Raw genomic sequence first — 12060 nt, 5'->3', positions numbered from 1 at the left:
ACAATGCACGGAGATGCCGCTTTCCTCCCAGTAGCATCCACCCTGTCCCACGCTCCCGAGAGGGAGGTCCGAGGCCGGCCCCGGAGACGTCCGTGCATGACGCCCAAGACCCATCCGACACCCCGACGGGCCCCCGGCCCCGGCACCCCGGCGGGGAACCCCTCGTGCGGATACGGGGTCTGGGCAAGCGGTTCGGCGGCACCGTGGCACTCGACCGGGTCGGCCTCGACCTGTACGGCGGCAGCGTGCTGGCCCTCCTGGGCCCGAACGGCGCCGGGAAGTCCACGCTGATCAAGGTCCTCGCCGGGGTGCACCGGGCCGACGAGGGCGAGGTGACGGTCGCCGGGCACCCGCTGGGCTCCGAGGCGGCCTCCGCGGCGATGTCCTTCATCCACCAGGACCTCGGCCTGGTCGAGTGGATGACGGTCGCCGAGAACATCGCCCTCGGGACGGGCTACCCGTGCCGGCGCGGCCTGATCTCGTGGCGGCGTACCCGGGAGAGCTGCGCCGAGGCCCTGGCGATCGTCGCGGGCCACCTCGACCCCGACTCGCCCGTCGTGGACCTGCCGCCCGCCGAGCGCTCCCTGGTGGCGATCGCCCGGGCCCTGGCCCTCCCCCAGGCTCTCGGCTCCGCTCGAGCAGGTGGGGGTACCCCCGGCGAAGCCAGGGGGAGAACCCCCACGGCGACGCTCTTCGTCCTGGACGAGCCGACCGCCACCCTGCCCGCCGCGGACTGCACCCGGCTCTTCGAGGTCCTGCACCGGCTGCGGGACCGGGGGCACGGCATCCTCTACGTCAGCCACCGGCTCGACGAGGTGTACCGGGTCGCCGACGCGTTCGCGGTGCTGCGCGACGGCCGCCTGGTCGGCCAGGGACGGCTCGAAGGGTACCCGCCCGCCCGGCTGGTCCGGGACATCACGGGCGGCCTGCCCACCGGGCGCGGCCCTGCCTCCGCCGTGCCCGCGGGCCGGCCGCCCGTGCTGAGCCTGGACGCGGTGACCACCGGGCGCACCGGGGCCGTCAGCCTGGACCTGGCGCCCGGGGAGATCCTCGGCATGGTGGGGCTGACCGGAGCCGGGCACATGCACCTGGGCCGCGCCCTGGCCGGTGTGCTGCCGCCGCCCGTCGGGCGGGTGCTGCTCGACGGGCGCCCGTACCATCCGCGGTCGGTGGCCGCCGCCCTCGGCCGGGGGGTCGGTTTCGTGGCCGCCAACCGCCAGGAGGAGGGCTGTGCCCCCGATCTGACGGTCCGGGAGAACTTCCTGGCCAATCCCCGGGCGGCCGGTGTGCCGGGGTGGCGCCCGCTCCTCCCCCGGCGCGAGCGGCGCGAGGCGGCGGCCCTGATCGAGCGGTTCGCGGTACGCCCCCGGAACGCCGAGGTGGCCATCGCCACCCTGTCCGGCGGCAACCAGCAGAAGGTGGTCCTCGGCCGGGCCCTGCGCGGGAGGCTGAAGCTGCTGGTCCTGGAGGAGCCGACGGCGAGCGTGGACGTCGGCGCCAAGGCCGCGATCCACCGGCTGCTCGACGGCGCGGCCGGCGCGGGGCTGGCGATCCTGCTGGTGTCCACGGACTTCGAGGAGGTCGCCGACCTCTGCCACCGCGCGCTGGTGTTCGTCCGCGGCTCGGTGGCGGCCGAACTCACGGGTGCCGCCCTGACGCCCGCCGCACTCACCCGTGCCGCCTCGGCGATGCCCGCGATCACCGGGGACACCGCCCCGTGACCCGCTGGTCGCCGCGCGGGCACCACCTCCTCGGCAGCTACGGGCTGCTGGTCCTGACCGTCGTGCTCTTCACGGTCTTCTCCGCCATGCTGCCGGACACCTTCCCCACGCGGGACAACGTGTCCTCGATCCTGTCCGGGCAGTCGATCCCCGCGCTGCTCGCGCTCGGCGTGACGCTGCCGATCGCCACCGGCAAGTTCGACCTGTCCGTCGGATACGGGCTGGGCCTGGCGCACGTCCTGGTGATGTACCTGATCGTCGACGCGGGAACGCCGTGGCCGGCCGCGTGCCTGGCCGTGGTCCTCGGCGGGGCGCTGGTCGGCGCCGTGAACGGGGTGATCGTCGAGTTCGCCCGGATCGACTCCCTCATCGCCACCCTCGGCACCGGCAGCATCATGTACGCCCTCACCGGATGGCTGACGGACGGTGGCCGGATCGTGCCCGGCCCGGACGGCCTGCCGGCCGCGTTCACCGGTCTCTACGACGCGCGGTTCCTCGGCCTTCCGCTGCCCGCCTTCTACGTGGCGGCCGCCGTGGCCGTCCTCTGGGTGGTGCTGGAGCGGCTGCCGCTGGGCCGGTACCTGTACGTCGTCGGCTCCAATCCGCGTGCCGCCCGCATCATCGGCATCCCCACGCGCCGGTACTCCGTCTACGCCTTCGCCGGATCGGGCCTGGTCGTCGGGGTCGCCGGGGTCCTGCTGGCCGCTCAGCAGCAGATCGGCAACCCGAGCGTGGGCCTGGACTACCTGCTGCCCGCGTTCGTCGGCGCGCTGCTCGGCTCCACCACGGTCAGGCCGGGCCGCGCCAACGCGCTCGGCACCCTGGTGGCCGTCGCCCTGCTCGCCGTCGGACTGGCCGGGATCGGGCAGCTCGGCGCCCAGTTCTGGGCCACCCCGCTGTTCAACGGGTGCACGCTGCTGCTGGCCGTCGGACTGTCCGGTTACACGGCCCGGCGGCGGCTGCGCGCACAGGCCCCGGACACCCACTGACCACCCTCGAGCGCCTCACCTCAGGAGCACCGTGTACCCGAACCGCAACAGCGTCCTCGCGGCCGCGGCCCTGTGGGCGGCCGTGTCCGTTCTCGCCACCGGCTGTGGAGGCGGCCGGGACCGGGCTCCGGCCGCGTCACCCGCCGCCCGCTGTCCCGCCGTGCTCGCCCGGGCGAAGGGGGCGGTGGAGCGGGCCGAACGGACCGATCCCGCCTGGAACGGGCCCACGGGCGGCCCGGCGGCGGTTCCCGGAAGGACCCTGGTGTACGTCGCCCAGACCATGACCAATCCCGGGGTCGCCGGGGTCGCGCAGGGCGTCCGGGAGGCCGCTGCGGCCATCGGCTGGCAGGTCCGGGTGATCGACGGGGGCGGCACCCCGGCGGGCATCCAGGCGGCGCTGAGCCAGGCGGTCACCCTGAAGCCCTCGGGCATCGTCATCGGGGGCTTCGATCCCCTGCTGACGGCGCAGCAGACGGCGCGGGCCGAGGCCGCGGGCATTCCGCTGGTCGGGTGGCATGCCGTCAGCTCCCCCGGGCCGAGTACCAGGCCCCGGCTCTTCACCAACATCACCACCAGGGTGGAGGAGGTGGCGGGGATCAGCGCGGACTGGGTCATCGCCCGGTCGGGCGGGAATTCCGGGACCGTGGTCTTCACCGACGACTCCATCCCGTTCGCCCGCAACAAGTCCGAGCTGATCAAACGCCGGCTGTCCGACTGCCCCGGGGTGCGGCTGCTGGCGACGGAGAACATCCCCATCCCCGACGCGACCCAGCGCACCCCGCAGCAGGTCTCCTCGCTGCTGTCCCGGTTCGGGGACCGGTGGACGGACTCCGTCGCGATCAACGACCTGTACTTCGCCGACGCCGCCCCGGCGCTGCGGGCCGCCGGCCGCCCCGGCGCGGGGCCGCCCTTCAACATCGGTGCGGGCGACGGCGATCCGTCCGCCTTCCAGCGCATCAACAGCGAGCAGTACCAGGCCGCCACCGTCCCCGAGCCGCTGAACCAGCAGGGCTGGCAGATCGTCGACGAGTTCAACCGCGCCTTCGCCGGCCGGCCCGCCAGCGGCTACGTCGCCCCCGTCCACGTGGTGACGGCGGCGAACAGCGGCGGGGCCACGTCCTGGGACCCGCCGGGCTACCGGGAGGCCTACGAGCGGATCTGGCACGGGCCGTGACCGGGGGGCGGCCGGGACCCGGCCGGGACCGGCGGGAACCCGGCGGGAACCCGGCGGGCGATCTTGCCGGGGCGAGCAGACAATGAGCGCCAGGGCACAGGCCCCGGGAAGGGACGGTCGGTGATGTCGGACGAGAGGGCCGAACGCATCGCGGAGTTCATCCGGCCGCTGCGGGTGAAACCGGGGTCGAAGGTGCGCCTGGACCGGGACTTCGACCCCCGCTACCGGGCCGGGCTGAAGAAGGCGGAGGGGGTCGAGCTGCTGCGGTCCGGGGTTTCGCTGCTCGCCGAGTACCAGGACCGGCTCGCCGCCGCGGACTCCTACGGCGTGGTGATGTGCCTGCAGGCACTCGACGCGGGCGGCAAGGACGGCACGATCCGCCACGTCATGAGCGGGGTCAACCCGCAGGGCGTACGGGTCAGCAGCTTCAAGGTGCCCTCCGCCGAGGAGCTCGACCACGACTACTTGTGGCGCTACGCCAAACGGCTGCCGGAGCGCGGCGAGATCGCCATCTTCAACCGCTCGCACTACGAGGAGGTCCTCGTGGTGCGCGTCCACCCCGAGAACCTCCTCCGGCAGAAGCTGCCGGAGCACGCCCGCGGCCCCGACGTGTGGAAGCGGCGCTACCGCGAGATCAACGACTGGGAGCGCTACCTCACGGACAACGGGTTCAAGGTGGTGAAGATCTTCCTGAACCTGTCCAGGGAGGAGCAGCGGATCCGCTTCCTGAAGCGGATCGACCTGCCGGAGAAGAACTGGAAGTTCTCCGCGGCGGACGTGCGGGAGCGGCGCCGGTGGGACGACTACCAGCTGGCGTTCTCCGCGATGCTGTCGGCCACGAGCACCGAGTGGGCCCCCTGGTACGTCGTACCGGCCGACCGCAAGTGGTTCGCGCGGATCTGCGCGGCGGCGGTCCTCGCGCACACGCTGATCGGCATCGATCCGCAGTACCCCGACGTGGGCGAGGAAGCCCGGAAGGAGCTGCTCGCCACCCGGCGGGAGCTGGAGCGGGAGGCCCCGGCCGGGGCGTCGGCCGATCCGTACGCGGAGAGGAACAAGGCGGACAGGAAGGAGAAGAAGGGGAAGAAGGGGCGGGGCTGACCGCGGACCGAAGGCGGAACCATGACGGTGGAGTCGGATTTCACGGGAGAACCGGCCCGGCCTCCGGACGACGGCTGGTACGCACGGACTCCGGAGGAGGTCGCGGCGGCGTTCGGCGTCGATCCGGCGGCCGGTCTGTCCGCGGCGCGGGCCGCGGAACTCCTGGCGGCGCACGGCCCGAACGCGCTGCCCGAGGAGGCCCGGGTACCGGCCTGGCGCCGGTTCCTCGCCCAGTACCGCAGCTACATGCAGCTGGTCCTGGTGGCCGCGGCCGTCGTCTCGATGCTCATCCGGGAATGGACCACCGCGATCCTGCTGATCGTGCTGACCCTGCTGAACGCGGTCGTGGGGCTGCGCCAGGAGGGCAAGGCCGAGAGCGCGATGAACGCGCTGAAGTCGATGATGAAGGCGACGGCCCGGGTGCGCCGGGACGGCACGGAGGCCGAGATCCCCGCCGAGCAGCTCGTCGTGGGCGACACCGTCCTGATCTCCGCCGGGGACCAGGTGCCCGCGGACGGGCGGATCGTCCAGGCCAGCGCCCTGCAGATCGACGAGTCGGCGCTGACCGGCGAGAGCGTGCCCGCCGCGAAGGACACCGTGATCCTGCCGGCCGGCAAGGCGGCTCCCGGCGACCTGACCAACATGGCGTTCATGAACACGCCGGTCACCCACGGCAGCGGTGTCGTGGTGGTCACGGCGACCGGCGAGGACACCGAGCTCGGCAAGATCTCCGGGATGCTGTCGGCCACCGAGAAGGAGGTGCCGCCGCTCACCAGGGAGCTCGACACCCTGACCCTGTGGATCACCGGGGCTGCCGGCCTGACCATGGTCGTGATGTTCGCGCTGGGGCGCAGCCGCGGCCAGGCCTGGGACGCCCTGTTCGTCAGCGCGGTCTCGCTGGCCATCGCGGCCATCCCCGAGGCCCTGCCGACCGTCACCCAGGCGATCCTGTCCGTCGGCAGCCTCAATCTGGCCCGGCGCAACGCCATCGTCAAGGAGCTGCCGTCGGTCGAGACCCTGGCGTTCACCTCGGCGATCAACTCGGACAAGACCGGCACGCTGACGATGAACGAGATGACCGCCGTCGAAGTGCTCAGCCCCACCGACCGGTACACCGTCTCGGGCACGGGCTACAGGCTCGACGGGAGGGTCCACCATGCCGGAGGTTCCGGCGCCACGGGGTCCGCCGCCTCGGGGATCGAGGACGCGATCCTGCCGTACGTGGTGGCCAGCGACGCGAAGCTGGTGGACGGCACGGTGGTGGGCGACCCCACCGAGGGCGCGCTGCTGGTGCTCGCGCACAAGGCCGGACTGGACACCGAGGGCACCCGGGCTGCCCTGCCCCGGCTCGCCACCCTCCCGTTCGACCCCGGCTACAAGCTGATGGCGACGTTCAACTCGGCGGTCGACACCTCCGGGCGGCCGGTCGTCCGCTGCTTCGTCAAGGGCGCGGCGCCCGCGGTGATGGCGCGGGCGGCGACCGCGCTCGCGGCGGGCGCGACCGTCCCGTGGGACGCCGACCTGAGCGCCCGGGCCGAGGAGGAGACCGCCCGGATGGGCGGCGAGGGCCGGCGGGTGATGGCCGCCGCCACCCGTGACCTGGACCCGGACGGGTTCGATCCGGACGGCGACCTGCTCGGGTACGTCACCGGCCTGCGCATGAGCAGTCTCGTCGGCATGGTCGACCCGCCCCGGGAGGAGGCCGGGGCCGCGGTGGCCGACGCCCGGTCCGCGCACATCACGGTCCGCCTGGTGACCGGGGACGACGTCACGACCGGGGCGGCGATCGCCCGGCAGCTCGGCATCCCCGGTGAGGCGGTGCTCGGCGCCGACTTCGCCGCGATGAGCGAGGAGGAACGGCTCGCCCGGATCGACGGCATCGGTGTGGTGGGGCGGGTCGCGCCGGAGCACAAGGTGCTGCTCGCCAACACCCTCAAGAAGAAGGGCGACGTGGTCGCGATGACCGGGGACGGCGTCAACGACGCGCCCGCCATCAAGGCCGCCGACATCGGCATCGCCATGGGCAGCGGCACGGACGTGGCGAAGAACGCCGGACGCATGATCCTCTCCGACGACAACTTCGCCACCATCGTCTACGCCGTGGAGCAGGGCCGGACGATCTACGACAACCTCACCAAGTACATCCGGTTCGTGCTGCTCCTGCTGGTCACGTTCGTGCTGACGTTCCTCGGTGCCACGGTGCTCAACATCGCCGCGGGCGAGCCGTTCACCCCGCCGCAGGTGCTGTGGATCCACTTCGTCGTCAACGCCTCCTTCGGCTTCGCGCTCGGCTTCGACCGGGAGAGCCCCGGACTGATGCGGCGCAGACCGCGTCCCCGCGGGGAATCGGTGCTCACCCGGCCCGTGCTGGTCACCGTCGGGCTGGCCGGACTGGCGATCACGGTGATCCTGCTCGGGCTGATCCGGCTCGGTCAGGACCACTTCGGCAGCACCGGGACCGGCCAGTCGATCGCGTTCACCGCCTTCGCGCTCTGCCTGGTCGTGGCGGCGTTCGAATGCCGCAGTGAGACGGAGTCCGTGCTGACGACGTCCACGTTCGACAGCAAGCAGATGAACTGGGTCGCCCTGGCGCAGATTCTCCTGGCGGTGATGGTGACCCAGCTGGACGGCTTCCGGCGCATCCTCGGGACGACCGAGATCAACGCGCGGCAGTTCGGCTGGGCGCTGCTGTCCGCCGTCGTGCTCCTGCTCGTGTGGGAGCTGGGCAAGCTCCTGGCCCGCCGGGCGAGGAGCTCCTGAGCGGGAGGACCGTCCGTGACCACCGAGCACAGCGGCCACGGGGCACTCGCCCGGCTGCGGGCCGTGCCCGGGGTCCGCGCGGTGGCCACGTACCGGCGCGAGTGGCTGGTCAAGGACCTGGTCGCGGGGGTCGTGCTGACCACCCTGCTGGTGCCGCAGGGCATGGCCTACGCCGAGCTGGCGGGTCTGCCGTCGATCACCGGTCTGTACACGTCGATCCTCTGTCTGCTCGGGTACGCGGTGTGCGGGCCCTCCCGGATCCTGGTGCTGGGCCCTGACTCCTCGCTGGGGCCGATGATCGCGGCCACCGTGCTGCCGCTGGTGGCGGCGGGCGGGGATCCGGACCGGGCGGTCGCCCTGGCCTCGATGCTGGCGCTCATGGTGGCGGTGATCATGATCCTGGCCTCGGTGGCCAAGCTCGGTTTCATCGCCGACCTCATCTCCAAACCGACCATGATCGGGTACATGAACGGGCTGGCCCTGACGATCCTGATCGGCCAGCTGCCCAAGCTGCTCGGCTTCTCGGTGGACGCGGACAGCCTGATCGGCGAGTTCACCGGCCTGGTCCACGAGATCGCCGAGGGGGCGGTGGTGCCGGCCGCCGCCGCGGTCGGCATCGGCGGGATCGTCCTGATCCTGGTCCTGCAGCGGTTCCTGCCCAAGGTCCCCGCGGTGCTGGTGATGGTGGTCCTGGCGATCGCCGCGGCCGCCGTCTTCGACCTGGGCGAGCGCGGCGTCGGCCTGGTCGGGGTGCTGCCGGAGGGCTTCCCCCCGTTCACCGTGCCCGACGTACGGCTCGCCGACCTCGCCCCGCTCTTCGCCGGTGCGCTGGGCATCGCCCTGGTGTCCCTGGCCGACACGATCTCCAACGCGTCGGCCTTCGCGGCCCGGACGGGGGCGGAGGTCCGCGGCAACGAGGAGATGGCGGGCATCGGCGCGGCCAACCTGGCGGCCGCGTTCTTCCAGGGCTTCCCGGTCAGTACGAGCGGGTCCCGGACGGCGGTGGCGGAACGCGCGGGGGCCCGGACCCAGCTCACCGGGGTGGTCGGGGCGGCTCTGATCGTCCTGATGCTGCTGCTGGTCCCCGGGCTGTTCCGCAACCTGCCCCAGCCGGCGCTGGCGGCCGTGGTCGTCACCGCCTCGCTGTCCCTGGCCGACGTGCCGGGGGCGGTGCGGCTGTGGCGGCAGCGCCGCACGGAGTTCCTGCTGTGCGCCTCGGCCTTCGTCGGCGTGGCCCTGCTGGGTGTGCTTCCCGGCATCGCCATCGCCGTGGCGCTGTCCGTGCTCAACGTGTTCGGGCGCGCCTGGTGGCCGTACAACACGGTGCTGGGGCGGGTGCCGGGGCTGGAGGGCTTCCATGACGTGCGGTCCTACCCGCGGGCCGGGCGACTGCCCGGCCTGGTGATCTACCGGTTCGACGCGCCGCTCTTCTTCGCCAACGCCGGGGCCTTCCGCGACGAGGTCCGGCGGCTGGCCGCCGCGGACCCGAAGCCGAGCTGGATCGTGGTCGCGGCGGAACCCATGACCGACGTGGACACCACCGCCGCGGACGTGCTCGAGGAGCTCGACGAGCAGCTCAACGCGGACGGCGTGCACCTGGTGTTCGCCGAGCTCAAGGATCCCGTACGGAGGAAGATCCAGCGGTACGAGCTGGACCGCACCATCGACCCCCGTCATTTCTTCCCCACCCTGGAGTCCGCCGTCACCGCGTTCCGTACGCGCACCGGAGCGGAGTGGACCGTCCCGCCCGACGGGCCCGGCGGGCCCGGGGAGCACGCTCCCGGAGGTCAGCCATGACGAACGAACCTCATGTGTCCCCGCCGGGACCCCCCGCGTCCCCGCCGGAGGAGCCGGCGCCGGGGAGGCTCCGCCGGCTGTTCCACTTCACGCTGCCCGGCTGCTGGGGCGCGCTCCTCCTGGCGTGCGTGTCCTTCACGCCGTCGCTGCTGCCCCGCGGGGGCGTCCTGCAGGGGGTGGTCTGCGGTATCAGCGCGGCCATCGGGTACGGGCTCGGCGTGCTGGCGGCCTGTGTGTGGCGCGCCTTCGCCGACCGGGAGGCACGCGTCCCCTCGCGCCGGTCGTGGCTGGTCCTGCTGGTCGCCGGGATCGTGCTGTTCGGCGTCGCCTTCGGGCTCGGGCAGTACTGGCAGCACGAGATCCGCGAGCTGATGGGGATCACCGAGTACAACGTGTTCACCGCCGTGGCCTGCCCGTTCGTCGCCGTGGTCGTCTTCTGGCTGCTCCTGCTGGCCGGGCGGGGGCTCCGGGCCGCGTACCGCTGGACCGCCCGGCTGCTCGACCGCTGGATCGGCGAGCGGGCGGCGCGGGTGGTCGGCTGGCTGGCGGTGGTGGTGCTGGCCTGGACGGCGTTCAACGGGCTGCTGCTGCAGGGCTTCGTGAACACGGCCAACGAGGCGTTCTCCCTCCGTGACACCGAGACGCCGGAGGGCGTGCACCAGCCCACCACGACCCTGCGCTCGGGCGGGCCCGGTTCGGTCGTCCCGTGGGACACGCTGGGCCGGGAGGGACGGGCCTTCGCCGGCAGCGGGCCGTCGGCCCAGGAGATCGGTACGTTCACCCACCGCGCGGCCCTGGAGCCGATCCGCGCCTACGCCGGCCTGGAGACCGCCGGGGACGCGGAGACCCGGGCGGCCAGGGCTGTCGCCGACCTCGACCGGGCGGGCGGCTTCGCACGCGAGAACCTGCTGGTGATGACGACGACCGGGAGCGGCTGGGTGGACCCGGCCGCGGTGGACACCTTCGAGTACCTCGGCAACGGCGACTCGGCCACCGTGGCGATGCAGTACTCGTACCTGCCCTCGTGGATGTCCTACCTGGTCGACCAGTCCAAGGCTCGGGAGGCCGGCCGCGAGCTCTTCGACGCGGTCTACGACACCTGGTCCAAGCTGCCCCCGGACCAGCGCCCGCGCCTGTTCGTGGCGGGTGAGAGCCTGGGGTCGTTCGGCGGGGAGACGGCCTTCAGCGGGGAGTACGACCTGCGCAACCGCACCGCCGGCACGCTGTTCGCCGGCCCGCCCAACTTCAACGCGCTGTTCCGCGAGTTCAGTGACGGGCGGGACGCGGGGAGTCCCGAGGTGGAGCCCGTCTACCGGGAGGGGCGGACCGTGCGGTTCACCGACGACCCGGCGACCGGGATCACTCCGGCGGGCAAGCCGTGGGACGGCACCCGGGTGCTCTACCTGATGCACCCGTCCGATCCGATCGTCTGGTGGAGCCCGAGCCTGGTCTTCTCCGAGCCCGACTGGATCGGCTCCGCTCCCGGGAACGACGTGCTGGAGTCGATGGTCTGGATCCCCTTCGTGACGTTCTGGCAGATCACCGCCGACCTGCCGTTCTCCACGGGCGTGCCGGACGGGCACGGGCACACGTACAAGGTCTCGTACGTCGATGGCTGGAACTCGGTGATGCGGCCCTCCGGGTTCACGGCGCAGGACCTGGACCGGCTCAAGGAGATCGTCGGGCCTCAGGGGTGAGACCGCCGGGTTCCTGCTGCGCCGGCCCGCCGGCCGGCGGGTCAGCGCAGCAGGAACCCGAAGAGGTAGCCGAGGGCGTTGACCGCCCAGTGCAGGCCCATGGGAGCGAGCAGGCTGCCGCTGCGGCGGCGCAGCTCGCAGAACAGGACGCCCGCCGCCGCCGTGAACAGCACGGCCGCCAGGACGGCCAGGGCGGCGCCGGCCGCGGAGTCCCCGAGGGTGCCGCCCAGCGCGGGTTTGGCGGTGGCCAGCCCCAGCGAGGGCAGTACGTGCCACAGGCCGAACAGCACGCTCGACACGGAGGTCGCCCACACCGGGCCGCGGTCCCGGTCCACCAGCCCGTAGAGCACGCCGCGGAAGGCGGTCTCCTCCAGCAGGACGGTGCCGACGGGAACCAGCACGAGGACCCGGAACAGCACCTCTCCCCCGGTCATCGCCTCGTGGCGGCGGTCCTCGAACAGCACCCGGGTGGCCGGCAGCAGAGCCCCGGCGAGGTAGACGGCGGCGACCAGCCCGATCAGGACCAGCGCCCACCGGGCACCGCGGGCGAGGGTGCCGGGGGCCAGGCCCGCGTCCGCGCGGGTGCCGCCGGCCCACCGGAGCACGCCGAGCAGCAGGGCGGTGCCCACGACGGCCGTCAGCAGGCCGGGGCGGCCGGGCCACCGGTGCACCGCCAGGTTGGCGGCGAGCAGGACGGCCAGCGTGAGTACCACGGCCGTCCGGGTGCCGATCCGGGCCGGTCCGGCCATGCTCATCACCGCCTCGCCGGGGCGCCGCGCCGCAGGCCCCCTGGGGACAGTGTCCAGGCGGCGCGGCGACGC

The 12060-nt window shown here is 73.1% G+C and carries 8 protein-coding genes; 7 read left to right on the top strand and 1 reads right to left on the bottom strand.

Annotation, left to right across the window (positions count from 1 at the left end; translation table 11 throughout):
• The first annotated feature begins 92 nt into the window (after positions 1-92).
• The 7 genes from ACGFQ9_RS14150 (at position 93) to ACGFQ9_RS14120 (ending at position 11239) form a co-directional block, all read left to right on the top strand.
• Complete coding sequence (locus ACGFQ9_RS14150) at positions 93-1721, top strand: sugar ABC transporter ATP-binding protein (protein WP_393574028.1); 1629 nt, start codon at positions 93-95, stop codon at positions 1719-1721.
• Positions 1718-2710: an ABC transporter permease gene (locus ACGFQ9_RS14145; RefSeq protein WP_393574027.1), complete on the top strand. Its 993-nt coding sequence runs from the start codon at positions 1718-1720 to the stop codon at positions 2708-2710. The genes ACGFQ9_RS14150 and ACGFQ9_RS14145 overlap by 4 nt, the downstream gene beginning before the upstream one ends.
• A gap of 31 nt (positions 2711-2741) precedes the next feature.
• Complete coding sequence (locus ACGFQ9_RS14140) at positions 2742-3884, top strand: substrate-binding domain-containing protein (RefSeq protein ID WP_393574026.1); 1143 nt, start codon at positions 2742-2744, stop codon at positions 3882-3884.
• 123 nt (positions 3885-4007) lie between these two features.
• Positions 4008-4985 carry a polyphosphate kinase 2 family protein gene (locus ACGFQ9_RS14135; protein ID WP_393574025.1) on the top strand — a complete coding sequence of 326 codons (978 nt, stop codon included), beginning with the start codon at positions 4008-4010 and terminating at the stop codon, positions 4983-4985.
• A gap of 21 nt (positions 4986-5006) precedes the next feature.
• Complete coding sequence (locus ACGFQ9_RS14130; RefSeq protein WP_393574024.1) at positions 5007-7745, top strand: cation-translocating P-type ATPase; 2739 nt, start codon at positions 5007-5009, stop codon at positions 7743-7745.
• Between the two features lie 15 nt (positions 7746-7760).
• Positions 7761-9542: a SulP family inorganic anion transporter gene (locus tag ACGFQ9_RS14125; protein WP_393574023.1), complete on the top strand. Its 1782-nt coding sequence runs from the start codon at positions 7761-7763 to the stop codon at positions 9540-9542.
• The gene (locus ACGFQ9_RS14120; RefSeq protein ID WP_393574022.1) at positions 9539-11239 is read left to right on the top strand and encodes an alpha/beta hydrolase; all 1701 of its coding nucleotides are present in this window, start codon (positions 9539-9541) and stop codon (positions 11237-11239) included. The genes ACGFQ9_RS14125 and ACGFQ9_RS14120 overlap by 4 nt, the downstream gene beginning before the upstream one ends.
• Before the next feature lie 41 nt (positions 11240-11280).
• On the opposite strand, the gene ACGFQ9_RS14115 is transcribed toward ACGFQ9_RS14120, so the two are convergent.
• Positions 11281-11988, bottom strand: coding sequence for a CPBP family intramembrane glutamic endopeptidase (locus ACGFQ9_RS14115; protein WP_393574021.1), 708 nt, complete (start codon positions 11986-11988; stop codon positions 11281-11283).
• Between the last annotated feature and the right edge of the window lie 72 nt (positions 11989-12060).

It is taken from the genome of Streptomyces sp. NPDC048603 (assembly GCF_043199475.1).
GTDB lineage: Bacteria > Actinomycetota > Actinomycetes > Streptomycetales > Streptomycetaceae > Streptomyces.
This window is presented reverse-complemented; position numbering and strand designations above follow the sequence as displayed.

Bases quoted from the DNA above. Each gene is read 5' to 3' on its own strand.
- ACGFQ9_RS14130 (WP_393574024.1), top strand. From the start codon at position 5,007: ATGACGGTGGAGTCGGATTTCACGGGAGAACCGGCCCGGCCTCCGGAC.
- ACGFQ9_RS14120 (WP_393574022.1), top strand. From the start codon at position 9,539: ATGACGAACGAACCTCATGTGTCCCCGCCGGGACCCCCCGCGTCCCCG.
- ACGFQ9_RS14115 (WP_393574021.1), bottom strand. From the start codon at position 11,988: ATGGCCGGACCGGCCCGGATCGGCACCCGGACGGCCGTGGTACTCACG.
- ACGFQ9_RS14135 (WP_393574025.1), top strand. From the start codon at position 4,008: ATGTCGGACGAGAGGGCCGAACGCATCGCGGAGTTCATCCGGCCGCTG.